Origin of the sequence: Rhizobium sp. L51/94, assembly GCF_019355555.1 — a bacterium.
Taxonomy (GTDB): domain Bacteria; phylum Pseudomonadota; class Alphaproteobacteria; order Rhizobiales; family Rhizobiaceae; genus Rhizobium; species Rhizobium rhododendri.
The window spans coordinates 3,024,834-3,048,395 of the sequence record NZ_CP072141.1 but is presented as its reverse complement, the minus strand read 5'-3'; the positions used below and the strand labels follow the sequence as shown (position 1 = coordinate 3,048,395).

22 protein-coding genes and 1 other RNA gene are annotated in these 23,562 nt (G+C 61.5%); 9 read left to right on the top strand and 14 right to left on the bottom strand.

Annotation, left to right across the window (positions count from 1 at the left end; genetic code table 11):
- Positions 1-16: 16 nt before the first annotated feature.
- On the bottom strand, positions 17-2,488 hold the full coding sequence (locus tag J5274_RS14935; protein WP_142823168.1) for an ATP-dependent helicase: 2,472 nt from the start codon (positions 2,486-2,488) through the stop codon (positions 17-19).
- Positions 2,489-2,782: 294 nt separating this feature from the next.
- Here J5274_RS14935 and J5274_RS14930 point away from each other — a divergent pair, with 294 nt between their 5' ends.
- A complete protein-coding gene (locus J5274_RS14930; RefSeq protein ID WP_142823167.1) occupies positions 2,783-3,451 on the top strand; it encodes an OmpA family protein in 669 nt (222 codons plus the stop codon).
- A 70-nt stretch (positions 3,452-3,521) separates the two neighbouring features.
- Here J5274_RS14930 and J5274_RS14925 read toward each other — a convergent pair whose 3' ends face one another.
- From J5274_RS14925 to J5274_RS14915, 3 genes are all read right to left on the bottom strand, one after another.
- Entirely contained in the window at positions 3,522-3,767 is a 246-nt protein-coding gene (locus tag J5274_RS14925) for a hypothetical protein (RefSeq protein ID WP_142823166.1), read from the bottom strand.
- 18 nt (positions 3,768-3,785) lie between these two features.
- Positions 3,786-4,133 (bottom strand): HNH endonuclease, encoded by a 348-nt coding sequence (locus J5274_RS14920; RefSeq protein ID WP_142823165.1) that lies wholly within the window; start codon positions 4,131-4,133, stop codon positions 3,786-3,788.
- A 153-nt stretch (positions 4,134-4,286) separates the two neighbouring features.
- Positions 4,287-5,192, bottom strand: coding sequence for a LysR family transcriptional regulator (locus J5274_RS14915; protein WP_142823164.1), 906 nt, complete (start codon positions 5,190-5,192; stop codon positions 4,287-4,289).
- Between the two features lie 90 nt (positions 5,193-5,282).
- Here J5274_RS14915 and J5274_RS14910 point away from each other — a divergent pair, with 90 nt between their 5' ends.
- The gene (locus J5274_RS14910) at positions 5,283-6,320 is read left to right on the top strand and encodes an aldo/keto reductase (RefSeq protein ID WP_142823163.1); all 1,038 of its coding nucleotides are present in this window, start codon (positions 5,283-5,285) and stop codon (positions 6,318-6,320) included.
- Positions 6,321-6,329: 9 nt separating this feature from the next.
- On the opposite strand, the gene J5274_RS14905 is transcribed toward J5274_RS14910, so the two are convergent.
- From J5274_RS14905 to J5274_RS14890, 4 genes are all read right to left on the bottom strand, one after another.
- Positions 6,330-7,055 carry an amino acid ABC transporter ATP-binding protein gene (locus tag J5274_RS14905; protein WP_111222883.1) on the bottom strand — a complete coding sequence of 242 codons (726 nt, stop codon included), beginning with the start codon at positions 7,053-7,055 and terminating at the stop codon, positions 6,330-6,332.
- Positions 7,033-7,692 carry an amino acid ABC transporter permease gene (locus J5274_RS14900; RefSeq protein ID WP_142823162.1) on the bottom strand — a complete coding sequence of 220 codons (660 nt, stop codon included), beginning with the start codon at positions 7,690-7,692 and terminating at the stop codon, positions 7,033-7,035. The genes J5274_RS14905 and J5274_RS14900 overlap by 23 nt, the downstream gene beginning before the upstream one ends.
- Positions 7,689-8,360, bottom strand: a complete 672-nt coding sequence (locus J5274_RS14895) for an amino acid ABC transporter permease (RefSeq protein WP_142823161.1) — start codon at positions 8,358-8,360, stop codon at positions 7,689-7,691. The genes J5274_RS14900 and J5274_RS14895 overlap by 4 nt, the downstream gene beginning before the upstream one ends.
- A 66-nt stretch (positions 8,361-8,426) precedes the next feature.
- Positions 8,427-9,221 carry a transporter substrate-binding domain-containing protein gene (locus J5274_RS14890; protein ID WP_142823160.1) on the bottom strand — a complete coding sequence of 265 codons (795 nt, stop codon included), beginning with the start codon at positions 9,219-9,221 and terminating at the stop codon, positions 8,427-8,429.
- Positions 9,222-9,569: 348 nt separating this feature from the next.
- On the opposite strand from J5274_RS14890, the gene J5274_RS14885 reads away from it, so the two are divergent.
- Together J5274_RS14885 and J5274_RS14880 are read left to right on the top strand one after the other, a co-directional pair.
- Positions 9,570-10,982, top strand: coding sequence for an FAD-binding oxidoreductase (locus J5274_RS14885; protein WP_142823605.1), 1,413 nt, complete (start codon positions 9,570-9,572; stop codon positions 10,980-10,982).
- A gap of 88 nt (positions 10,983-11,070) precedes the next feature.
- Entirely contained in the window at positions 11,071-14,967 is a 3,897-nt protein-coding gene (locus J5274_RS14880; RefSeq protein WP_219274659.1) for an AsmA family protein, read from the top strand.
- Positions 14,968-14,990: 23 nt separating this feature from the next.
- Here J5274_RS14880 and J5274_RS14875 read toward each other — a convergent pair whose 3' ends face one another.
- The 4 genes from J5274_RS14875 to ssrA all read right to left on the bottom strand — a co-directional run bounded on the left by J5274_RS14875 (position 14,991) and on the right by ssrA (position 16,516).
- Positions 14,991-15,212, bottom strand: coding sequence for a ribbon-helix-helix domain-containing protein (locus J5274_RS14875; protein ID WP_142823158.1), 222 nt, complete (start codon positions 15,210-15,212; stop codon positions 14,991-14,993).
- Positions 15,213-15,298: 86 nt separating this feature from the next.
- On the bottom strand, positions 15,299-15,493 hold the full coding sequence (locus J5274_RS14870) for a DUF4169 family protein (RefSeq protein WP_142823157.1): 195 nt from the start codon (positions 15,491-15,493) through the stop codon (positions 15,299-15,301).
- Positions 15,494-15,530: 37 nt separating this feature from the next.
- The gene (locus tag J5274_RS14865; RefSeq protein WP_142823604.1) at positions 15,531-16,037 is read right to left on the bottom strand and encodes an SspB family protein; all 507 of its coding nucleotides are present in this window, start codon (positions 16,035-16,037) and stop codon (positions 15,531-15,533) included.
- A gap of 118 nt (positions 16,038-16,155) precedes the next feature.
- Positions 16,156-16,516, bottom strand: a transfer-messenger RNA (tmRNA) gene (gene ssrA / locus J5274_RS14860).
- A 132-nt stretch (positions 16,517-16,648) separates the two neighbouring features.
- Here ssrA and J5274_RS14855 point away from each other — a divergent pair.
- Complete coding sequence (locus J5274_RS14855) at positions 16,649-17,584, top strand: thymidylate synthase (RefSeq protein ID WP_142823156.1); 936 nt, start codon at positions 16,649-16,651, stop codon at positions 17,582-17,584.
- 21 nt (positions 17,585-17,605) lie between these two features.
- On the opposite strand, the gene nhaA is transcribed toward J5274_RS14855, so the two are convergent.
- The gene (gene nhaA / locus J5274_RS14850) at positions 17,606-18,820 is read right to left on the bottom strand and encodes a Na+/H+ antiporter NhaA (protein ID WP_142823155.1); all 1,215 of its coding nucleotides are present in this window, start codon (positions 18,818-18,820) and stop codon (positions 17,606-17,608) included.
- A gap of 246 nt (positions 18,821-19,066) precedes the next feature.
- On the opposite strand from nhaA, the gene J5274_RS14845 reads away from it, so the two are divergent.
- Entirely contained in the window at positions 19,067-19,438 is a 372-nt protein-coding gene (locus J5274_RS14845) for a cytochrome c family protein (protein WP_202617114.1), read from the top strand.
- A gap of 59 nt (positions 19,439-19,497) precedes the next feature.
- Here J5274_RS14845 and yghU read toward each other — a convergent pair whose 3' ends face one another.
- Positions 19,498-20,367, bottom strand: coding sequence for a glutathione-dependent disulfide-bond oxidoreductase (yghU, locus tag J5274_RS14840; RefSeq protein WP_142823154.1), 870 nt, complete (start codon positions 20,365-20,367; stop codon positions 19,498-19,500).
- Between the two features lie 225 nt (positions 20,368-20,592).
- On the opposite strand from yghU, the gene J5274_RS14835 reads away from it, so the two are divergent.
- The 3 genes from J5274_RS14835 to hflC all read left to right on the top strand — a co-directional run bounded on the left by J5274_RS14835 (position 20,593) and on the right by hflC (position 23,439).
- A complete protein-coding gene (locus J5274_RS14835) occupies positions 20,593-21,105 on the top strand; it encodes a dihydrofolate reductase (protein ID WP_142823153.1) in 513 nt (170 codons plus the stop codon).
- Between the two features lie 239 nt (positions 21,106-21,344).
- Positions 21,345-22,466: an FtsH protease activity modulator HflK gene (gene hflK, locus J5274_RS14830; RefSeq protein WP_142823152.1), complete on the top strand. Its 1,122-nt coding sequence runs from the start codon at positions 21,345-21,347 to the stop codon at positions 22,464-22,466.
- A 1-nt stretch (position 22,467) separates the two neighbouring features.
- Positions 22,468-23,439, top strand: coding sequence for a protease modulator HflC (hflC, locus tag J5274_RS14825; RefSeq protein ID WP_142823151.1), 972 nt, complete (start codon positions 22,468-22,470; stop codon positions 23,437-23,439).
- Positions 23,440-23,562 lie beyond the last annotated feature (123 nt).

Below are 23,562 nucleotides of genomic sequence, written 5' to 3'. Positions count from 1 at the left end.
CAGCGCGCTTCCGCCCTCACACCCTCTCCACAAACCCATCCAGCACACGCTTCTGGCCGGCCCTGTCGAATTCGATGGTCAGCTTGTTGCCTTCGATAGCTGAAATATTGCCGTTGCCGAACTTGATGTGGAAGATGCGTTCGCCGACTGCGAAGCGGGAGGGAGTGTCGGTCGTTGATTTCGCCACCAGTTCGCCGTCGATGGTGCGCGCCTTCGGGCCGCTTTCGCCGTAGCCGATGCGCTCGACTGCGTGGCCGGAGCGCGAGCCCCAGTTGTCGCGCGTTGCATCGGTCTTGTTGGCCTGGGCGCGTTTCCAGCCCGGCGTGCCGTAGCTGTTGGAGAAGGGCTCGGCCTTGTCGAAGCGTGACTGGCCGTAGGCGCTGCGTCCATAGCCGCCATAGGATTGCTCGGTCTCGGCGACGGACACGTGTGTATTCGGCAACTCGTCGAGGAAGCGGGAGGGCAGGGTGGATTGCCAGAGGCCGTGGATGCGGCGGTTTGAGACGAACCAGATGTGGCAAAGGCGTTTGGCCCGCGTCAGGCCGACATAGGCAAGCCGTCGTTCCTCTTCGAGACCCGCCCGTCCACTCTCGTCGAGCGAGCGCTGGTGGGGAAACAGGCCTTCCTCCCAGCCGGGTAGGAAGACCGTCTTGAATTCCAGTCCCTTGGCGGAATGCAGCGTCATGATCGAGACAGCATCGAGGTTCTCGTTGTTTTCGGCATCCATGACCAGCGAGACGTGTTCGAGGAAGCCGCGCATGCTCTCGAAGCTGTCCATCGAGCGGATCAGTTCTTTCAGGTTGTCGAGGCGGCCCGGCGCTTCAGCCGACTTGTCGTTCTTCCACATGTCGGTGTAGCCGGATTCCTCGAGGATCTGCTCGGCAAGCTCCGTGTGGGGTGCGTTTTCGAGCCGTTCCTGCCAGCGGCGGACGGACATCACGACGTCGTACAAAGCCTTGCGCGGCTTCGGCTTCATCTCGTCGGTTTCGATGATGTCGGCTGCCGCGGCCAGCATGGGTATATTGCGGGCGCGGGCATAGTCGTGCAGGGCGCGCACCGTTGTGTCGCCAAGACCGCGTTTCGGCGTGTTGACGATGCGCTCGAAGGCGAGGTCGTCGGCCGGCTGGCAGACGAGGCGGAAATAGGCCATGGCGTCGCGGATTTCCATGCGCTCGTAAAAGCGTGGGCCGCCGATGACGCGGTAGTTGAGGCCGAGCGTGACGAAGCGGTCTTCGAACTCGCGCATCTGGAACGAGGCGCGCACGAGGATCGCCATGTCGTTCAGCGCGTGGCCGCCGCGCTGCAGCTGCTCGATCTCTTCGCCCAGCGCCCGGGCTTCCTCTTCCGAGTCCCAGGCGGCGTGAACCTGAACCTTGGCGTCCTCGGGATCGCTGCGGTCGGTGAAAAGCGTCTTGCCGAGCCGGCCTTCGTTGTGGGCGATCAGATGGGCAGCCGCGCCGAGGATGTGTTCGGTCGAGCGGTAGTTGCGCTCGAGCTTGATCACCTTGGCGCCCGGGAAATCCTTCTCGAAGCGCAGGATGTTGTCGACCTCGGCGCCGCGCCAGCCGTAGATCGACTGGTCGTCGTCGCCGACGCAGCAGACATTCTGCATCTCGCCCTTCGGCCGCTGGGCGAGCAGCCGCAGCCACATGTACTGGGCGGTGTTGGTGTCCTGATACTCGTCGACGAGGATATAGCGGAAGCGCTGGTGATAATCCTTCAGCACATCCGGGTTCTGGCGGAACATGGTGATCGGATGCAGCAGCAGGTCGCCGAAATCGCAGGCGTTCAGCGTCTTCAGCCGCGCCTGGTAGGCAGCGTAGAGTTCGCGGCCCTTGCCGTTGGCAAAAGCACGGGCATCGCCCTCGGCAATATCGGGCGGTGTCAGGCCCTTGTTCTTCCAGCCGTCGATCATGCCGGCGAATTGCTTTGCCGGCCAGCGCTTGTCGTCGAGGCCCTCGGCCTGGATGATCTGCTTGATCAGGCGAACGACGTCGTCGGTATCGAGGATGGAGAAATCCGATGTCAGGCCGACCAGTTCCGCGTGACGGCGGAGCAGCTTGACGCCGATCGAGTGGAAGGTGCCGAGCCATGGCATGCCTTCGACTGCGCCGCCGACCAGCAGTGCAACACGCTCCTTCATCTCGCGCGCCGCCTTGTTGGTGAATGTCACCGACAGGATCTGGCTGGGGAAGGCGCGGTTCGTCGACAGGATATGGGCGATGCGGGTGGTGAGCACACGGGTCTTGCCGGTGCCGGCGCCGGCGAGTACCAGCAGCGGCCCCTCCAGCGTCTCGACAGCCTCTGTCTGCTCGGCGTTGAGGCCTGCGAGGTAATCCGGCACGCGGCCGACATCGCGCGCTGCCATGGCGCGGGCGGCAATGCCGCCGGCAGCTTGCGGACGCGCTGCAGCCGGCTCGTGGCGCCTCGGCTCGGCGTGCTCGGGCTCTTCGTCGAAGAAGGGAATGTCGTCGTGTCCTATCGTCATGTCGCGTAATGTAGTGATTCGGAATCGAAAGGCCAGAAAAGATGTTCTGCTTTCATTCCCTTATTGCCATCCCGCCCGCTATCGGAGCCGCCCCAGCGCGCGATTCGGAGACGGCAGGGCGCGGTGACGTGTCGTCGTCCGCGCGGCAATGTCCCTGCGCATCCACTACGGCCTATGGTTCGCTACGACGCTCATGGGGCAAATCTGTGCGTTGACAAGGGGCTGTCATTATTTTTCATGATATTGCCGCAATCCTTGATACACGTCTCGTCATCGAAGCAGAGGCCCTCGTCCATGATCAAGAAATTCGTTCTACTCGCCGTCTCGGCTGCCTTCCTGAATGCCTGCACGACCACCGATCCCTACACGGGCGAGCAGAAGGTTTCGAACACTGCGGGTGGCGCTGCCATCGGCGCGGGGCTCGGGGCGATTGCGGGCCTTGCCGTCGGCGGCTCCCCGGTCGGACGGCGCAACGCGGCGCTGATCGGCGCAGGCATCGGCGCTCTCGCCGGCGGTTCCATCGGCAATTACATGGACCAGCAGGAATCGGAGTTGCGTCAGCAGCTGCAGGGCACCGGCGTTTCCGTCACCCGCACCGGTGATCGCATCATTCTCAACATGCCGTCGGCCATCACCTTCGATACCGACCAGTATTACGTGAAGCCGGAGTTCGACCAGACGCTGAACTCGGTGGCAATCGTTCTGCGCAAGTTCAACAAAACGCTGATCGACGTCAACGGACATACGGATTCGACCGGCAGCATGCAGCATAATCAGGAGCTCTCGGAGCGTCGCGCAGACTCGGTCGCCGGCTATCTCGGCACCCAGGGCATCGATCCGCGCCGCGTCTCCGCCGTCGGCTTCGGCCCGACACAGCCGGTCGCCAGCAACGCGTCGGAAGCCGGCCGCGCGCAGAACCGTCGCGTCGAAATCCAGATAGCGCCGATCACCCAGAACGGCTGATTGCCTATAGAGGGCGTGCGCAGGCAGGACCCGCGCCGCCCCTGGTAGGCTGAACTCATGCCGTTAGAGGTCAGAGGTCCTGTGCGCGCGCGAGCAAATCGGCCCAGCGTTTGACGTAACCGTTGACGACGGGCGGGTGCAGGCCTGCAGAGATCAGCTTTTGTTCAAGGCCATGCACATCGAAGGCTTCCAGAAGGGTGTCCTTCGGATAGAGCCTGAGCGTGTAGGTAAACATCTCCTCCCAGCTCCGCCGGACCCTGACGGATTCATCTTCCAGATGCGGGCGATAGCGGGTGACGAGCTCATCGAGGGTCATGGCCTGTGCTCCCGGATACTACCGTTTGCGCCCACGGCCCAAGGCCTGTCCGGACTCCTTGGCCAGGTCTGCAAATCCCGGCGGCTTGCTTTTGATCCACGCCACGAAAGTCTGCACAGCCGGATCCTCGAGAATTGCCTCGATCGTGCTGAACTTCTTGGCGAGTTGGCTATCCGTGAAGATTGCATGGATCTGGTTGTGGCAGACGCGGTGCAGGTAGACGGTCTCCTTGCCGCCCTTGCTCTTCGGGACGAGATGGTGGGCGTCCTTCTGATCGTCCGGGATCACGCGCTCGCAGAGCGGGCAAATCGTTGGCTCCGGCTCCGCGTTCGATGAGTCAAAGTCGTCTCTGTTCTTGCGGGCCATCTATCCTCGGTCAATTTTTCGAGCTGGTGCTGTCGTGCATTCGTATCGTTTCGATCGATGCAGGCGTCTCCCGCAGATATCGCTTCTGACGGAATGGAGCAACGATCTTGCGCAGTCGTCTCAGCCTCGCATTTGCGACGCACTGTACCTTGCCTATGACAGCCTGACGTGCTCGGCCAGAAAATCCAGCAATGCACGAACTCGCGCTGGCACAGGGCCGCCTTCGCCGATATAGACGGCGTGGAACGCCTCGATGTCGTCGGGATTGCAGTCGTCGAGCACGACAAGCAAGCGTCCAGCGGCGACATCGTCCCGGATCGTGAAGCTTGCCAGTCGCGCCAGGCCGCCGCCGGCCAGGCAGAGATGTCGCATGGCCTCGCCATCGCTCGCCTCGATCGTGCTGACCAGCTTTTTCGCGACGCACTTGCCGTCCACCAGCAGCGGCCAGCCGGCGACGGCTCGCCGGTATGAAAAAGCGATCTTCCGGTGTCTGTCGAGATCGGCTGGCGTGCGCGGCGTGCCATGTTCCTCGAGATAGTCCGGCGTGGCGACGATCGCCATCGACGTGCCACCGAGCTTGCGCGCGACCAGCTGCGAACTCTTCATCGGACCAGCCCGTATCGCGACATCTGCATTTTCGGCCATGAGGTCGACGACCGCGTCGGTAACGGTAATCTCGAGTGTGACTGCGGGATAAAGCCGCAGAAATTGCGGGACGAGCGGCGCAAGAACATGATTGGCGAAAGATGCGCTGGTGTTGATGCGTATGCGGCCGATCGCCAATTCTCCGACCGAGGCGTTGCGTTCCGCCTCGGCAATGTCGGCAAGTATCCGGACGCTGCTGTCGTAGAAGAGGCTGCCTTCCGTTGTCAGCTGCAGCGTGCGAGTGGAGCGATTGAGCAGCCTCGTGCCTAGCCGTCCTTCCAGCCGCGTCATGAGCTTGCTGATTGCCGAGGGGGTGAGGCGGCTGGCACGGGCGGCAGCCGAAAATCCGCCGAGATCGACCACCCGGACAAAGATCTCCATTTCGCCTGAACGGTTTACGTCGGTTTTGCTCACTATGAATTCAATTCATGAATGCTGATCGTTGCGGCAGTCTAGTTCACATCGTCTTTGCAATCTACCTTTGACGAAACGCAGGAGACGACAATGGAATACAGATATCTCGGCCGATCCGGCCTGAAGGTCCCCGCCTTGAGCTTTGGCGCGGCGACGTTTGGCGGCAGTGGCCCGCTGTTCGGTGCCTGGGGGACGACGGATGTCGTCGAAGCCCGCCGCCTCATAGACATCTGCCTGGAAGCTGGCCTCAACCTGTTCGACACGGCGGACGTCTATTCGGCCGGCGCCTCGGAGGAAGTGCTGGGGCAGGCGATCCGTGGCCGCCGCGACAGCGTGCTGATATCGACAAAGATGGCGCTGCCGATGGGCGACGGACCGAACGATGCCGGCACCTCGCGCTCGCGGTTGATCCGCACGACAGACGATGCGTTGCGCCGGCTCGGCACGGATTACATCGATCTGCTGCAGCTTCACGCATTCGATGCCCATACGCCGGTGGAGGAGGTGCTGTCGACGCTGGACGATCTCATCTCAGCGGGAAAGGTCCGCTATGTCGGCGCCTCGAACTTCGCCGGATGGGAGCTGATGAAATCGCTGGCGGCAGCCGACCGGGGCGGCCATCCTCGTTATGTCGCGCACCAGGTCTATTATTCGCTGGTCGGCCGCGACTACGAATGGGAGCTTATGCCGCTTGGCGCAGACCAAGGTGTCGGCGCGCTGGTCTGGAGCCCACTCGGCTGGGGGCGGCTGACTGGCAAGATCCGCCGTGGCCAGCCTTTGCCGGAAGGCAGCAGGCTTCACCAGACGGCAGAGTTCGGGCCGCCCGTGGATGAAGACAAGCTGTTCGATATCGTTGATGTCCTCGACGGGATCGCCGGGGAAACCGGCCGTTCGGTGCCTCAGATCGCCATCAACTGGCTGCTCAGCCGGCCAACCGTCTCGAGCGTCATCATCGGGGCTCGAAACGAGGAACAACTCCGGCAAAACCTCGGCGCTGTCGGCTGGAGCCTCACCAGCGAGCAGATTGCCCGCCTCGATGCGGCAAGTGCTGTCGCCGCGCCTTACCCCTACTATCCATACCGCCGGCAGGAGGGATTTGCGCGGCTCAATCCGCCGATGTTGCCTTAGGCTCCCGCCTCACAGCATCCCCAGAAACTGTTTCAGTTCCGGCGTTTTGGGGTTGCTGAAGAACTCTTCCGGCGGGCCGATTTCGTGGACGCGGCCTTCGTGCATGAAGACGACGCGCGAGCAGACGTCGCGGGCGAACTTCATCTCGTGGGTGACCATCAGCAGCGTCATGCCTTCGGATGCGAGTTCGCGGACCACGGCCAGCACTTCCGACACGAGCTCCGGGTCGAGCGCCGAGGTGATCTCGTCGCAGAGCAGCGCGATCGGCTGCATCGCCAGCGCCCGGGCGATGGCGACGCGCTGTTGCTGGCCGCCGGAGAGCTCGTCGGGATACGCATCGAACTTGTGGGCCAGGCCGACCCGCTCGAGCATCTTTCGGGCCATAGCTTCTGCATCAGCCTTGGACGTCTTCCGCACCACCGTCTGCGACAGCATGACATTGCGGCCGGCCGTCAGGTGCGGAAAGAGATTGAACTGCTGAAAGATCATGCCGACCTTCAGCCGCAGCGCCTTCAGATGCAATTCGTCGGGCAGGAACTGGGCACCGGCGACGGAGATCGAGCCGTCATCGATAAGTTCTAGGCCGTTGATGCAGCGTAACAGGGTGGATTTCCCCGAGCCGCTCTTGCCGATGATGGCGATGACCTCGCCGGGTTCGACGTTTATGTTGATGCCCTTCAGAACTTCGTTGCTGCCGAAGCTCTTGCGCACCTCAGTGATTTCGATGAGCGACATTGAGCTTCCTTTCCAGGATCTGGCTGCTTTTCGACAGAGGCCAGCAGAGGGCAAAATAGATGAGGGCGACGAAACCGTAGACGGTGAACGGCTCGAAGGTGGCATTGGTGATGGCGGTGCCGGCCTTCGACAGTTCGACGAAGCCGATGATCGATGTCAGCGCCGTGCCTTTCACCACCTGCACGGAAAAGCCGACGGTCGGCGGCACAGCGACGCGCAGGGCCTGTGGCAGGATGACATGGCGCATCTGCTGGGCGTATCCCATGCCGAGGCTGGCAGACGCCTCCCACTGGCCCTTGACGACGGACTCGACGCAACCGCGCCAGATTTCAGTAAGGAAAGCGGCCGACCAGAGGATGAGCGCGACGCCGGCGGCAAGCCAGGCCGGGACGTCGATGCCGAACAGCCCCATGCCGAAGAAGGCGAGGAACAGCTGCATCAGCAGCGGCGTGCCCTGGAACAGTTCGACGTAGTATTTGACGAAAATGCGCGCGATGCGCCGCTTCCCCGTGCGCAGGTAGAGCAGCACCATGCCGAGCAGGCCGCCGCCGACGAAGGAGACCAGCGACAGGAGGATTGTCCAGCGGGTAGCGTAGAGAAGATTGCGGACGATATCCCAGGTGGTGAACTGGATCATCGGGTGCTCCCGCGCGGAAAGAGGATGCGGCCGAGGCCGGACAGGAGCTGGCGCAGGATGATTGCCAGCAGCAGGTAGATAGTCGTCGAGACGAAATAGGCCTCGAAGGCGCGGAACGAACGCGACTGGATGAAATTTGCGGCAAAGGTCAGGTCTTCAGCAGCGATCTGCGAGACGACGGCGGAGCCGAGCATGACGATGATGATCTGCGACGACAGGGCCGGCCAGATGCGCTGCAGCGCTGGGACGAGGATCACATGCCAGAATGTCTGGAACGGCGTCATCGCAAGGCTGGCGCCCGCCTCGAACTGGCCGCGCGGTGTCGCCTGAATGCCGGCCCGGATGATCTCGCATCCATATGCGCCGAGATTGATGACCATGGCGAAATTGGCTGCCTGCATTTCCCCGAGCTTGATGCCGATGCCGGGCAGTCCGAAGAATATGAAGAACAGCTGGACGATGAAGGGCGTGTTGCGGATCAGTTCGACATAGGGAACGACCAAGGGCCTCAGCCAACGGGGGCCGAGCGAGCGGGCCCAGGCGCAGGCTATGGCAAGCCCGATGCCGAAAACTGCGCCGACGGCGGTCAGTTCCAGCGTGATGCCGACGCCCTTGATCAGCATGGGGTAGTATTCGCCGAGCCAGGCGAAGTCGAAATGGTAGTGCATCCAGGTTCCTCCGCTTCCGGTGGGGAGGCCGACGCCGCAAGGGCGCCAGCCTTTGTCAGGGAGCGGTCAGAGGTCTGCCGGGATGTCCTGGTGCAGCCATTTCTGGGTGATCTTGTTCATCGATCCATCGGCCCTGCCAGCCGCGATGATTTCGTTGATCTTGCCCTTGAGTGCGTCCTCGTTCTTGTTGAGGCCGATATAGCAGGGCGACTTGTTCATCAGGAACTTCAGTTCCGGACGGTTCGGCGGGTTCTTCTCGAGGATCGCAGCGGCAATGACGTTGCCTGTCACGATAACCTGGACCTGGCCCGAGAGGAAGGCCGAGATCGTGCCGTTATTGTCCTCGAAGCGCTTGATGATTGCATCCGGCGGGGCGATCTTCGTCAGGGCGAGGTCCTCGATGGCGCCGCGGGCCACGGCAACGGTCTTGCCCGAGAGATCGGCAGCGGACGTGATCTTCAGGTCGGCGGGGGCAAAGGCGCCGTTGAAGAAGGGCGCATAGGCGGAGGTGAAGTCGATGACCTTCTCGCGATCCGGGTTCTTGCCAAGGCTGGAGATGACGATGTCGGCCTTGTTGGTCTGCAGGTAGGGGATGCGGTTCGGCAGCGTCACCGGCACCAGTTCGGCCTTGACGCCCAGTTTGGAGGCGATGAGTTTCGCCATGTCGATGTCGAGTCCCTGCAGTTCCATGTCCGGGCCGACAGTGCCGAAGGGCGGTGCGTCCTGCGGCACGGCAACGCGGATCGATCCACGGGCGGCGATGTCGCTGAGCGCGTCTGCGCGCGCCGCATGGGGAGCGGAGACGGTGCCGACCGTCATCATCGCGAGTGCGGCCATGAGGAGGAACTGTTGGCGTTTCATAGGCTTGTCCTTTTAAACTCGAATGAAAAATCAAGAAGGCCTACGCAATTCGCGTGCCAGACGATGAGCGCCGGGACTGGCGCGATGTGGCGGGTCCGGGCTCTCCGACGAGCCGAAAGGCGGCCTGCCGCAAACGCACATGCCGCGATTTTGTGCAATATTTCGGTTCTCTAACGCTGCAGCGGTTGTCGGTCGCAGCCGCAATTCCGATCTGCCGGAGAGCAAGGTCCGGTGTCGTTCCATGAGACCGCTGGACCCGACGTTGGGCTGGACAGGACGGATCGCTTGTCTCATAGAAGCCCTTCGGGGCCTTACAGGTCCTGCCGAGATCGCATGGGAGATCACGCAATGGCGCTGGCGGATGCAAGAGCTGGAACACGCAACGAGGCGGGCGTTGCTGCCGTTCTCGGCATTCTGAAGCAGGCTTTCGGCGACCGTTTCCAGACGGGTGATGCCTTTCGTGCCCAGCACGCGCACACCACCACATACATTCCCTCGCAGCTGCCCGACGGCGTGCTTTTTGCCGAGAGCAGCGACGACGTCAAGGCTGCCGTGCGCGCCTGTTCCGAGCACAAGGTGCCCGTCATCGCGTTCGGCACGGGCTCGTCGCTGGAAGGCCAGATCAATGCGCCAAATGGCGGAATATCGATAGATATGAGTCGGATGAACAAGGTTCTTGCAGTCAATGCGGAGGATCTCGATTGCGTCGTCGAGCCGGGCGTGACGCGCGAGGAGCTCAACGTCTACCTGCGCGATACCGGCCTGTTCTTCCCCATCGATCCAGGGGCCAACGCCTCGATCGGCGGCATGACGTCGACCCGCGCATCCGGCACCAATGCGGTGCGCTACGGGACGATGAAGGACAATGTTCTGGCTGTGACCGCTGTAACGGCGTCCGGCGAGGAGATCAGCACCGCTCGCCGGGCCCGTAAATCCTCCGCCGGCTACGACCTGACCCGCCTGTTCGTCGGATCCGAGGGGACGCTCGGCATTCTGACCTCGGTGACGCTGCGGCTGCAGGGTATTCCGCAGAAGATCGCCGGTGGCGTCTGCGCCTTCCCGACCATCAAGGCGGCCTGTGACGCCGTCATCATGACCATCCAGATGGGCATTCCCGTTGCCCGCATCGAATTGCTGGACAGCATGCAGGTTCGTGCCTGCAACCGCTACTCCGGCCTGTCCTATCCCGAGCGGCCGACCCTGTTCCTGGAATTTCATGGCACGGAGGAAACGGTGCCGCTGCAATCGGCTGAATTCGGTGAGATCGCTGCCGAATGTGGCGGGGACGAGTTTCAATGGACCGTCAATGTCGAGGAGCGCAACAAGCTCTGGAAGGCCCGTCACGATGCGTACTGGGCCTGCCGCGCGCTTGCGCCTGAATTGGCGGCTTTGTCGACGGACGTCTGCGTGCCGATTTCGAGGCTTGCCGAGTGCGTCGTCGAAACACAGGCCGATATCGAGGCGCATGGACTGCTGGGGCCGATCGTCGGGCACGCCGGTGATGGAAACTTCCACGTCCTGCTGCTGTTCGACGACAAGACGCCCGAAGGTGTCGCCGTTGCCGAGGGATTTGTCGCGCGTCTCAATGCGCGGGCGCTGTCGATGGACGGCACCTGCACGGGCGAACATGGCATCGGCCAGGGCAAGATGGCGTTTCTCGAGCAGGAGCTCGGCGGCGCCGTCGACCTGATGCGCCAGATCAAGCGCAGTCTCGATCCCGATGGCATATTCAATCCCGGCAAAATCTTTCATGCAGACTGAAAAATGGAATATTACCATGAGTTTGCCTTGCCCCCGACGCGAATGGCGCTAGTGTCGTGACGGGCATGAGGAATGGAGATTCAACGCGTTGTTAGGCAAGGTCCTGGTCTTTCTGGGTGGCGTTCTGGTGGTGGTGCTGTTCGTGGCGCTGCTGGCGCCGCTCTTCATCGACTGGACCGGATTTCGGCAAAGTTTCGAGGAACAGGCCAGCCGCATCATCGGCAAGAAGGTCACCGTTCATGGTTCCGTCGATGCCCGCCTGCTGCCGTTTCCCTCAGTCACGCTGCATGACGTGCGCGTCGGCCAGGAGCCGGACGGGACGCCGATTGTGCAGATTTCAGAATTTGCGATGGATGCCGAGCTTGCGCCTTTCCTGTCTGGCGAGGCGCTGATCTTCGACATGCGCATCTCCCAGCCGAAGGTCCGCCTGCGGCTGCTGAAGGATGGCACGCTGGACTGGATGCGCGGCAGCCAGTCGGAAATTCCGGCGAAATCCGTGGTGCTGGAAAACGTCCATGTGGATGGCGGATCGGTCGAGTTCATCGACGAGCAATCAGGGCGCACGCGCCATATTACCGATCTCAATGCCGAAATGTCCGCGAAATCGCTGGCCGGCCCTTGGCGGGTCGAAGGCGAGGCAGCGCTCGATGACGAGCATGGGAAGTTCACCATCGCCAGCAGCCAGCCCGATGACAACGGCGTGCTGAAGGTCCGCACGCGCCTGGTGCCGCAGAGCCATCCCGTCAGCATCGATCTCGATGGCGAACTGAAGCTGGTGGCGAGCAAGCCCGATTACCTTGGTACGTTCTCGGCCGGCATTGAAACCCGGCAGGCACGCAAGATATCGGGCGACGCTAAATCGAGCGAGCCGCGTGCCAAGGGCAAGTTCGAACTCACCAACGACCGCATTCGTATTCCCGAATACCGCCTGGAGCTCGGTGCTTCCGACGACCCTTATGTCATCACCGGCGAGGCAACGCTCGATACGGGGCCAAAGCCGGAGTTCCTGCTGACGGCGGACGGACAGCAGATCGATGTCAACCGGCTCGGAAATCAGGGCAGCGAAGGCAAGACGACGCGCAACCCCGCAGTTTCCGCGCGGCAAAGGCTGAGCAACCTCATTGCCATCGCAGCCGAAATACCGGTGCCTCAAGTGCCTGGCAAGGCAACGGTACGCCTGCCGGCAATCGTTGCCGGCGACACGACATTGCGCGACGTGCAGCTCGATCTCGAACCAGCGGGCGCCGGCTGGACCGTCGACAAGGCAGTCGGCACGCTACCCGGCCGCACGCAAGTGGAAGCCAAGGGCAAGTTGCTGCTGCAAGGCGACCCGAACTTCACCGGCAACCTGCTGGTGGCCTCCAGCCAGCCTTCGGGGCTCGCCACTTGGCTGTCTGGCACCGTCGATCCGTCCATTCGCGAGTTGAAGGCCGCCGGCTTTTCCGCCGACGTCAACCTGACCCATTTACGGCAGCGTTTCGACAACCTCGAGATTGCCATCGGCGATGCGACGCTGAAAGGGCGGCTGGATCGTCAGCTGCCGGAAAACCAGGCGCCGACGCTGGCTGTCGATCTCAATGGCGATTCCCTCGATCTCGACGCGCTGCGCGCCCTGACCGGCCTGTTTACCGGACAGGAACCGGGTGAAAACATTCTCGATCACAAGATCAACGCCCATCTGAAAGCAGACAAGTTTTCCGCCTTCGGCATAGCCGCCAGCGATGTCGAGACTACGTTCGGAATTGCCGATGGAGCCCTGAAGCTCGACAAGCTGTTCGTGCGCGACGTTGCCGGCGCAGAGATTACCGCCACCGGGCGCGCGTCAGGCTCTCTGCTCGAATACAAGGGATCGGGCGAAATCACCTTCAAGGCTGCCGACCCGACGTCGTTCTTCACGATGCTCAGCCAGCACCTGCCGCATCACCCGGTCGTCGACCGGCTTGTGCGCAATGGTGCATGGTACGGCAACACGGCCCTTCGCGGAGCACTGACGCTGGGCGGCGACCAGGGCAACGGGCTGGCACTGACGCTGGCCGGCGTTTCCAACGGCAGCCGCGTCAACCTCGATTACCGCATGTCCGACCTTCTGGCGCTGACCGGCAAGGGTACGACGACGCTTGAGGCGACGCTTGAGAATTCGGTCACTTCGATCCTGTTCGGCCAGGCGGGCCTCGATCCGCTGCCCGTCGATGCCGATGCCAACGGACGCCTGACTCTGAAGGTGTCGGCGACCGATAACGACCCGGCCGATGCGGCCCTGACATTTGCCACCGACAAGACGTCGTTTACTGCCAACGGCAAGGTCGATGTCCGGCCGGCGACATTTCTCAACGGCACGATGGCGCTGTCAATGGAGAGCGCCGATCTCGATCCGTATCTGGTCATGAACGGCATCGGCATGCCGCAGATGGGCACCGGCCTGCCGGCGAAACTCCAGATCACCGCGACGATCGATTCGGACAAGGTGGCGTTCTCCGACATCAAGGGGCAATTCGCCAGCAACGGCGTGACCGGCAAGCTGGCCTTCGACCGCAAGGCGGCCAACATCAAGGCGAGCGGCGACATTGCCATGACGGAAGCCGATCTCGGGTGGCTCGGAGAGGCCATCTTCGGCCCGATGACGGACCCGGCCGATGGCAGCCTGACGAGGGCCAAGCTGGGACTGCCGATGTTTACCGGCACCGACATCAATGTAAAACTCTCGGCTCAGCAGATGTGGCCCGGCATTTTCGGTCCCGTATCCGATTTCACCACCAACATGTCATACAAGGGCGATGCCCTGCAGTTCAACGACATGGCAGGCAAATGGAGCGGTGGAACGATCGGCGGTCGCCTGCTGCTTGCCAACAATGATGGCAATGCCTTGCTGCAAACGAAGATCGATCTCGGCAATGCCGATCTGGCCGTCATCGGCTGGCAGCGCGACGGCGCCCCTGTGGCGACCGGGAGGGCAGGGCTCTCTCTCAACATGGAGGCAAGCGGCAAGAGCGTCAGCGACCTCGCGGCCTCGGCGAGCGGCTCCGGCCAGGTGATGCTCGGCGAAACGCGTATTCGTGGTCTCAATCTCGGCATCCTGCCATCGCTGTTGTCGGCCACCGACCAGATCCAGGGCGCCGTCACCGCCGACAAGGTGGAGCCGATCGTCCAGACGCTGCTGAACAACGGCGATGCGGTGTTGAAGCCGCTGACGATGCCGCTCAATATTTCGGGCGGACGGGTGCGGATCGACAATCTCGTTGCCATGACCGATACGGCCAAACTGACCGGCAATGCCGATATCAACCTGTCCGACGAGACCATCCGCGGTGCGCTCGCCATTTCTCTAAATGCCGGCGCCGATGCTGTCAGTGGTGCCGATCCGGCCCTGCGTCTCGGCTTCACTGGGCCGCTGGCAACACCGACCCGCAGCGTCGATTCCAGCGCTGTCACCAGCTTCCTGTCCTTGCGGGCCTTCGAGCGCGAACGACGCCGGGTCGAGCGGCTGCAATCTGGTGTGCTGGAAAAGCAGCGGTTGAGGCGCGAGGTGGCGCTCACGAAATTCGCAGCCACCGAGCGCGATATCAAGCGCCAGCAGGATGCAGTCATCGAGGAGCAGCGCAAGGCCGAGGAGGAGCGCCTGAGAATGCTGGCCGAACAGGCCGAGACGCAGCGACAGGCGGAGGCGGCGACGAAAGCAAAGCTGCAGGCGGAAGCCGATGCCGCCGCCAAGGCTGAAGCTGACGCTGCGGCCAAGGCACAGGCCGAAGCGCAGGCGCAGGCGGAAGAAAAGGCGAAGGCCGATGCCGCCGTAAAGGCCAAGATCAAAGCGGCAACGAAGGCACGTGCTGAGGCCTTGGCCAAATTTCAGGCAAACGAGGCGGCACGGGCTGAAGCTGAGGTCAAGGCAAAAGCCGATGCCGAACAGAAAGCCAAATCGCAGCAGCAGCCACCTTTACCGGCACCGCTGACTGTTCCGGATTTTTCCACTCCACCGCAAAAGTTCTGATCAGGCGGGGCAGTCGCTGGTCGTCACTCTTTTCTGGCAGCGTCCTTCAGCCATTGTAGGACATGGAGCCTCAGCGCTGACGACAGGTTGCTTTCCGGAGATCTCCTATCGTCGATTTCGGCGATAAGTGCGGCCTGCGACAGGCCACGTGCATTGGCAATCAGCTTCAGTTCGTCCCAGAAACCATCCTCCAGCGTGAAGCTGGTGCGGTGGCCATGGAGCGTGGCGGAGTGTTTGCGGATCATGATGGCCTGGTGGACGCTTTTTCGGAAACGACTGTAAATCGATCGACCGGACGTATTTGACTGCGTGGACCCGCCAAGCTTGCGGCTTATTTGTCAGTCGACGGCTGCTCGATATGTCCGTCGTCCAGCGCCTTGCTAGCCTTGTCGTTGAGCGTTGTCGTCAGCTTCTTTTCGCTCTTGGTGCGGCCGAAAGTGATGCGGTTCTGCTCGGCCTGCTTCTCCTTGTCGGAGCGTGCCTGCTGCTTTCGAAACTGTTTCAGGTTGACGATCTCTGCAGTCATCGATCCGCTCCCCAACGCATCGCCTGGGGCCGTGATTTCACTGTTTCTTGCGAAATGCATCCAGCGACACGACGGAGCCGGGCTTCTTCGGCTCGCTTTCGTTGGTGGCGATGTGCTCGACCGGTGTATCCGTATTGACGGGATATGCGGTGATCTCGCCACTCGGCAATTCTTCCTCGTCGCTGAGAGGCACGTCGAATTCGAGCTCGAAATTCACCGACGGATCATAGAAACCGCGGATGGCGTTGAAAGGCACCACCAGCTTTTCCGGTACGTCAGAGAACGACAGGCCGATCTCGAAATGGGTTTCGGTGATCTTCAGCTCCCAGAACTGGTGCTGGATGACGATGGTCATCTGCTCCGGATACTTCGACTTCAGATGCTGGGAGATGCGCACGCCAGCGGCGCCGGTCAGGAATGTAATGAAGAAGTGGTGGTCGCCGGGCAGGCGGCCGGTCGTGCCGACCTCGGTCAGAACCTTACGGATAACTCCGCGCAGAGCGTCCTGTGCCAGAATATCGTAGCGGATATGATCCTGCCCCATGCTTTCCCGTCTTTCGTTGGCCGTCTTCAAGGCTCTATGCCACAGCAGGCGGATTCGGAAAACCCCCGACGCGCGAGTCATGTCGACCGACCATACATGATTTCCGAAAAAGGGAGAAGGTGGAGGTTTCTGTTGCCAGGTACCTCCGAACCCCGCCTTAAGGTGCGAACCTTCAGGACTTGATTTGAAGTGTCACACTGCGATTAAGCAGCGAGACGAGCTTCCGCATAGTTGGTGTTTGCAACTACAGATTTAGTCCGATAACGGTGGTACAATGCCGGGCAAAAAGTAGATCTTTACACCCTTGTCGATCCTATTTCGCCCCCATCAAAAGCCGATCATCTCTGGCCAGTTTTTGGTGGAGGCGCCGGGTACCGCCCCCGGGTCCAATAGGTTTATTACATCGCTCATTTATTGCCATAGCCGGTCCGAAAACCGGCAATACCGATATAGTGTCTTCTCGTGCCCGAGGGAAGACCTCGTGGCAAAATTGCTTGGCATTTTCTTGATCGGCGTCGAAACTGGGGGAGAAGTCGGTCCCGATTGCTGGCATGGCTTGGTTTTGAGGCGCGGCGACGTTACGAAACTGGCGACGCAAAAGGATTTCTCACATGGCCCGGCATCCCGAATACCAGTACCTGGATCTGCTGGAACACCTTCTGGAGAAGGGCGACCGCCGCATCGACAGGACCGGCGTCGGCACCTTGTCGACGTTCGGCGCGATGATGCGCTTCGACCTCTCCGATGGAAGTTTCCCCGTCTACACCACGAAGCGGGTGTTTTGGAAAACGGCCGTGAAGGAAATGCTGTGGTTCCTGACCGGGCAGACTAACATCCAGTCGTTGCTGCGCGAAAACGTCCGGATCTGGACCGACTGGCCGCTCGACAAATATCGGAAGGCAACCGGCGACGATATTTCGCAGGAGGCCTTCGAGGAGCGCGTGCTCGGCGACGACGCTTTCGCCCTTGAGTGGGGCGACCTCGGGCCAGTCTACGGCAAGCAGTGGCGGCGGTGGCTGGATGCGGACGGTCAGGAACACGACCAGATCGCGGCCGTCATCCAGACACTGAAGTCCAATCCCTCCAGCCGGCGCATGCTGTTCCACGCCTGGAACGTCGGTGAACTCGACCGGATGGCGCTCAGCCCGTGCCATATGACGTACCAGTTCTATGTCAGCAATATCGCAGACGAGGGCGCCCCTGCGGGGTCGGGCAAGAAAGGCAAGCTTTCGCTGCTGGTCGGCCAGCGCTCCTGTGACGTCGGCCTCGGCAATCCTTTCAATCTCGCCCAGCAGGCGGCGCTGGTTCACATGGTGGCCCAGCAGGTGGACATGACGCCGGGCGAACTGATCTGGGTCGGGGGAGACGTGCACCTCTATCTCAACCACGTCGATCTGGCCCGCACGATCCTCAGTCGCGAGCCACGGCCGTTTCCGAAGCTCCGTCTGCTGCGCCATCCAGACAGCATCGACGACTATCGCATCGAGGACTTCGAGGTCAGCGGCTACGATCCGCATCCGGCCATCGAGGCCCCGGTCGCGGTGTAGCGACCGGGCATGGCGCAGGGATCAGGCGCTTGCCGGCCTGTCCGGCTGGGCATCGTTGCCGCCGGTGGTCTTGAGGAGTATCGCGCCGACAATTGCAGACAAGAACGAGCCGAGCAGGACGCCGAGCTTCGTTTCATCCTGCAGCATCGGGTCCGAGGCAAAGGCCAGCAGGCCGATGAACAGGCTCATGGTGAAACCGATGCCGCAGAGGAGGGCGACGCCGTAGAGTTGCAGCCAGGTCGCGTGCCTTGGCAATTCCGCCCAACCCATGCGGATGACGGCGGCTGAGAAGGCGAAGACGCCAAGCTGCTTGCCGACGAACAGGCCTGTCGCCACCCCGAGCGGGACGGGATCGACGAAAGCACCGAGCGACAGTCCGGCAAACGAAACGCCGGCGTTGGCAAACCCGAAAATCGGCACAATCAGGAAATTGACCCAGGGCTGTATGCCGTGCTCCAGCGTCAGCAGCGGGGAGACTTCCGTATCTGTTTTACTCGCGATAGCCCTCAGCGGAATGGTGAAGGCGAGGGCGACACCGGCTAGCGTCGCATGAATGCCCGACTGCAGTGTCAGCAACCAGAGGATTGCGCCTAGCACGAGGTAAGGCAGCAGGCGTGTCACGCCGGCGCGGTTGAGTGCGACGAGCGCCAGCAATGTCACGGCAGCGCCGCCGAGTGCATAGACATTGAGGTCGCCGGTATAGAACACGGCAATGATCAGCACGGCGCCGAGATCGTCGATGATTGCGAGGGCCGTCAGGAAAACGCGCAGCGATGTCGGGACTGCTGGCCCGAGCAGCGAGAGGACACCGAGAGCAAAGGCGATATCGGTGGCAGACGGGATAGCCCAGCCCTTCGGATGCCCGGCTTCTCCGAGATTGAACGAGAGATAGATGAGGGCGGGCACCAGCATGCCGCCAATCGCTGCGACACCGGGGAGGATCCGGCGCGACCAGGTCGACAACTGGCCGTCGAGAACTTCCCGCTTGATTTCCATGCCGACCATCAGGAAGAATATCGCCATCAGGCCATCGTTGACCCAATGAAGTATCGAAAGACCTCCGACGTAGAGATGCAGGGTGTCCGCATACACAGAATAGAGGGGCGAGTTGGCGACGGTAAGCGCCACCACTGCGGACACCATGAGAACGATGCCGCCTGCGGACGAACTTTGCAGAAAATGTCGCACGAACGACATCGGCCGGATTGGAAATTTCGATTTCTTTGCTGTTTTCATTCTGCTGTTTTGGACTATCCAGGCGTGCAAATCCAGACGAAACCGGCACTTTCGATATCGCGACGCTTAGCCCAGCTCTGAAAGCGCGTGTCAGGGGTTTTGTCGCCGGGTCTTCGAAACCACCGATGCTGCGACTATAAAGCCAAGCGATTTTCAGCCTGCAACGGCGTATCACGTTGCGCTGCAACTGGCTGTCGAGGAGATCAGCGCGAAATGGAGTGCCTCAGACATTTGATTTTGCGGAAGATGCCGGTGGCGGCTTTTACCGTCGCTATGACGATCGGCGGAGCGACGGGGGTGTCGGCTGAGGATCTTGCGCATGGCAAGAAAGTCTTCCAGCTCTGTACGCAATGCCATGTTGTGGACCGCGAGAGGAACGGCTTCGGTCCCTATCTGAAGGGCGTCGTCGGCAGGCCTGCCGGGGCCGTTGCCGGCTACCGGTATTCGAAGGCCATGAGCGATGCCGGTGCTGCCGGACTGGTGTGGGACGAGGCAGCGCTTTCGGCGTTTCTATCCAGCCCGAAGAAGAAAGTCCCGGGCACGACCATGCCATTCTGGGGATTGTGGAGCGACAGCGAGATCAAGGACGTCATTGCCTATCTGCGCGCCAACCCGTGATGGGAACGGCCCCGAAAGCCGGGGCCGCATGTGGGCGGTAAGAAACTGCCTCTGACTGTTTACGACGGATTCTTGTCCTGTGTCTTCGTGTCGAAATCGGCGGCATCGTGGCGCTCATGCAACTGGCTCGACGGTTCTCCAAACACGCGATTGACCATGCGGCCGCGCTGGACTGCGGGGCGTTCGCCGATCAGGTCGGTCCAACGCTGCAGGTTCTTGTATTCCTGGACCTGCAGGAACTCGGCTGCTTCGTACAGCCAGCCCTTGGCCAGCGCACCATACCAGGGCCAGACGGCGATATCGGCGATGGTATAGTCCGAGCCGGCCAGATATTCATTGTCGGCAAGCCGGCGGTCGAGGACGTCCAGCTGGCGTTTCGTTTCCATCGTGAAGCGGTTAATCGGGTATTCCATCTTTGTCGGTGCGTAGGCGTAAAAGTGACCGAAGCCGCCGCCGAGATAGGGGGCGCTGCCCATCTGCCAGAACAGCCAGGACATGCATTCCGTACGGATCGGCTGTTCCGTCGGCAGGAAGGCGCCGAATTTTTCGGCGAGATAAAACAGGATCGAGCCTGATTCGAAGACGCGCACCGGTGTCGGTCCGCTGCGATCCATCAGGGCCGGGATCTTGGAATTCGGATTGATGTCGACGAAGTCGCTGCCGAACTGGTCGCCTTCGTTGATGCGGATCAGCCAGGCATCGTATTCAGCCCCTTCGTGGCCGAGGGCCACCAGTTCCTCGAGCATGACCGTCACCTTGACACCGTTGGGTGTCGCCAGGGAATAGAGCTGCAGGGGATGCTTGCCAACGGGGAGGGCTTTTTCATGGGTGGCTCCGGCGATGGGCCGGTTGATATTGGCAAACCGCCCGCCGCTTGCCTTGTCCCATGTCCAGACGCTTGCGGGCTTGTATTCGGTGTTCTCGGTCATCGGTTAACTCCAGTCGGGATTGCCGGTTTTTGCTTGAGGCAAGGACCAAATGGTATGCTGCATTTCGCAGGCAAGGTCCACTTGTGCGATGCGGTCGCGGGACGGCTCCCCCGCTCGAGCCTTTTTGTGGCACCGATGATTATGGTGCGGTAAGAACGGGCGGGAAGGCCGACCGCGCCAAGATGGGTGCCGGCGCTGCCGAGGGATTGAAGGGATGCAGGTTCCATGTCGGACATAAGACAGGTCATCATCGTCGCGATTTCGCGAAACAGCATCATCGGCAGGGATGGCGCCATGCCATGGCGGTTATCCACCGACCTCAAGCGCTTCAAGGCGCTGACGTCGGGAAAGCCGGTCATCATGGGCCGCAAGACGTTCCAGTCGATTGGCAAGCCGCTGCCGGGAAGGCCGAACTTCATCGTTACCCGCGACCCCACTTTCGCTCCTGAAGACGTTACGGTCTTGAACTCGCTGCAGGACGCGATTGCGCAGGCTTCCGAAAAGGCGAGGCTCGATGGCGTGGATGAAATCTGCGTCATCGGTGGCGGAGAGATCTATCACCAGGCGATGGAGACTGCCGAGCGCATGTATGTGACGCACATCGAGACAGAGGTTGAGGGAGACACATCCTTCCCGGCGATCGACCCGGCGGTATGGCAGGAAGAGGCCGAGTTGGCAGTCCCCGCTGGCGAGCGAGACAGCTTTGCAACGCGCTTCGTGACGTATCGTCGCCGGTGAAAGTCGCGCGGATTACAGGCGTGGCTTTGCCTGCTTCAAAGTTTGCAACGGCTTTGCCGCGAAACACGCGAAACTGCATTTAAGCTCCAAAAATCAACTATTTTTCCAATTATGCCGCCCAACTTCCAGAGGTTGCGTTGAAAGCGACACCGCCGATACCTATAACGAGGGCATCGTTGCTGCCGCGGGGAACCAGGGCCGGACAACGTGTCAAGGATTCCACGAACGATGAGGTTTTAATGCCCTGGAGTAATCAGAATGGCGGCGGTCCCTGGGGCGGCGGTGGCAGCGGCGGCGGTAATGGTGGCGGTGGCGACAAGCCAGGCCCCTGGGGCAAGGGTCCCAACCGTCCGCGCGGCAACGGCGGGGGCGGTCCTCCCGATCTGGAAGACATCATCCGACGCGGCCAGGAGCGCCTGCGGGGGATCATTCCAGGCGGTTTCAACAGCGGTATTTTCCTGATTGTTGCTGCGGTCGTCGTTGTTTTCTGGCTTATCCAGTGCATCTACACCGTCCAGCCGGACGAGCGAGGCGTCGAACTGCGCTTTGGCAAGCCCAAAGAGGAAGTCTCGCTTCCTGGTCTTCATTTCCACCTCTGGCCGATGGACCAGATCAACATCGTCAAGGTTACTGAGCAGTTGCAGAGCATCGGTGGACGCGGCAGTGCCAATTCCACATCTGGCCTGATGCTGTCGGGTGACCAGAACATCCTGAATGTCCAGTTCACGGTGCTGTTCACGGTGAGCGATCCGAAGGCCTACTTGTTCAATCTCGAAAATCCGGCAGAAACCCTGCAGCAGGTGTCCGAGAGCGCCATGCGTGAAGTCGTCGGCCGTCGTCCGGCACAGGATGCATTCCGCGACAACCGTCAGCCGATCGCCAGCGAAGTCCAGAACATCATCCAGGGCACGATGGACCGCTACGGCTCGGGTATCGCCATCAACCGCGTCAACATCGAGGATGTTGCTCCGCCTCGCGAAGTCGCCGATGCCTTCGAAGAAGTGCAGCGTGCTGACCAGGACAAGCAGCGCCTCGTCGAAGAAGCTAACCAGTACGCCAACCAGAAGCTCGGTGGCGCACGCGGCCAGGCGGCGCAGAACCGCGAAGAAGCGGCTGCCTACAAGGACCGTGTCGTCAAGGAAGCCGAGGGTGAGGCCCAGCGCTTCGTGTCGGTCTACGAGCAGTACGTCAAGGCGCCCGATGTCACCCGAGAACGCCTGTTCCTTGAAACGATGGAATCCGTCTTGAAGAATTCGAACAAGGTCATCATCGACCAGAAGCAGGGTGTGTTGCCCTATCTGCCGCTGAACGGGATAGGCAAGGTCGTTCCGCCGGCTGCCGCGACAGAGGGGGGTAAGTAACATGTCCTCCAGTCGTCTTCCGGCGATCGTCATCGCCATCTTCGTCCTCCTGTTCATCGTCTATTCGTCGGTGTTCGTCGTCAACGCTCGCGAGCAGGCCGTTCTGGTCCGCTTCGGTCAGATCCAGTCGGTGAAGTCCGAGCCGGGCATCTATTTCAAGCTGCCTTTCGCCTTCGCTGACGCCGACCGCGTCCAGTATGTCTCCAAGCAGGCCTTGCGCTTCGATCTGGATAATATCCGCGTCCAGGTTAAGGGCGGCGCCACCTTCGATGTCGATGCCTTCGTGGTCTACCGCATCGCCGATGCCCGCAAGTTCCGCGAAACCGTGTCGGGCGACCGCACGGCGGCCGAATCGCAGCTTCGTACCCGCTTCGACGCCTCGCTGCGTCGGGTCTACGGTCTGCGCGAATTTGATGCCGCTCTTTCGGACGAGCGCGTATCGATGATGCTCGAAGTTCGCAACGACCTGCACAAGGATGCAGAAACGCTCGGTCTCCAGATCGATGACGTCCGCATCCGGCGCACCGACCTGACGCAGGACGTGTCGCAGAAGACTTACGACCGCATGCGCGCCGAGCGCCTGGCGGAAGCAGAGCTGCTGCGCGCCGAAGGCACCGAAGAGGGCCAGCGTCGCCGGGCTGTCGCCGACCGCCAGGTCGTTGAGATCGTTGCCGAAGCCAGCAAGGATTCGGAAGTCCTGCGTGGTCAGGGCGAAGCCGAGCGGGCACGGATCTTTGCCGATGCATTCTCGCGCGATCCTGCCTTCTTCCAGTTCTATCGGTCGATGGCCGCCTACACGACGGCACTTGGGTCCGGGACGACGACAATGGTGTTGTCGCCGACATCGGATTTCTTCCGGTATTTCCAGAACCCGAACGGAACGCCGCCTGCACCGCAGCCAGGCGCACCCGCCCTGGCAGCGCCATCGGCCAGCGCGCCTCTCGCCCTGCCGGGAGCACCAGCCGTCAACTGACGCTGTCTCGCACTCAAGATTGCGATCATGTCGGGCCATCCAAAGGGTGGCCCGATTTTTTTGTGCCCGCTAACCACCGGCAAGTGGCGCCCATCTCCGACCTTTGTCATCACGGGCGGGGAT

Coding starts and splice junctions, on each gene's coding strand:
- J5274_RS14935 (WP_142823168.1), bottom strand. CDS start 2,488: ATGACGATAGGACACGACGACATTCCCTTCTTCGACGAAGAGCCCGAG.
- J5274_RS14930 (WP_142823167.1), top strand. CDS start 2,783: ATGATCAAGAAATTCGTTCTACTCGCCGTCTCGGCTGCCTTCCTGAAT.
- J5274_RS14925 (WP_142823166.1), bottom strand. CDS start 3,767: ATGACCCTCGATGAGCTCGTCACCCGCTATCGCCCGCATCTGGAAGAT.
- J5274_RS14920 (WP_142823165.1), bottom strand. CDS start 4,133: ATGGCCCGCAAGAACAGAGACGACTTTGACTCATCGAACGCGGAGCCG.
- J5274_RS14910 (WP_142823163.1), top strand. CDS start 5,283: ATGGAATACAGATATCTCGGCCGATCCGGCCTGAAGGTCCCCGCCTTG.
- J5274_RS14905 (WP_111222883.1), bottom strand. CDS start 7,055: ATGTCGCTCATCGAAATCACTGAGGTGCGCAAGAGCTTCGGCAGCAAC.
- J5274_RS14900 (WP_142823162.1), bottom strand. CDS start 7,692: ATGATCCAGTTCACCACCTGGGATATCGTCCGCAATCTTCTCTACGCT.
- J5274_RS14895 (WP_142823161.1), bottom strand. CDS start 8,360: ATGCACTACCATTTCGACTTCGCCTGGCTCGGCGAATACTACCCCATG.
- J5274_RS14890 (WP_142823160.1), bottom strand. CDS start 9,221: ATGAAACGCCAACAGTTCCTCCTCATGGCCGCACTCGCGATGATGACG.
- J5274_RS14885 (WP_142823605.1), top strand. CDS start 9,570: ATGGCGCTGGCGGATGCAAGAGCTGGAACACGCAACGAGGCGGGCGTT.
- J5274_RS14875 (WP_142823158.1), bottom strand. CDS start 15,212: ATGATCCGCAAACACTCCGCCACGCTCCATGGCCACCGCACCAGCTTC.
- J5274_RS14870 (WP_142823157.1), bottom strand. CDS start 15,493: ATGACTGCAGAGATCGTCAACCTGAAACAGTTTCGAAAGCAGCAGGCA.
- J5274_RS14865 (WP_142823604.1), bottom strand. CDS start 16,037: ATGGGGCAGGATCATATCCGCTACGATATTCTGGCACAGGACGCTCTG.
- J5274_RS14855 (WP_142823156.1), top strand. CDS start 16,649: ATGGCCCGGCATCCCGAATACCAGTACCTGGATCTGCTGGAACACCTT.
- nhaA (WP_142823155.1), bottom strand. CDS start 18,820: ATGAAAACAGCAAAGAAATCGAAATTTCCAATCCGGCCGATGTCGTTC.
- J5274_RS14845 (WP_202617114.1), top strand. CDS start 19,067: ATGCCGGTGGCGGCTTTTACCGTCGCTATGACGATCGGCGGAGCGACG.
- yghU (WP_142823154.1), bottom strand. CDS start 20,367: ATGACCGAGAACACCGAATACAAGCCCGCAAGCGTCTGGACATGGGAC.
- J5274_RS14835 (WP_142823153.1), top strand. CDS start 20,593: ATGTCGGACATAAGACAGGTCATCATCGTCGCGATTTCGCGAAACAGC.
- hflK (WP_142823152.1), top strand. CDS start 21,345: ATGCCCTGGAGTAATCAGAATGGCGGCGGTCCCTGGGGCGGCGGTGGC.
- hflC (WP_142823151.1), top strand. CDS start 22,468: ATGTCCTCCAGTCGTCTTCCGGCGATCGTCATCGCCATCTTCGTCCTC.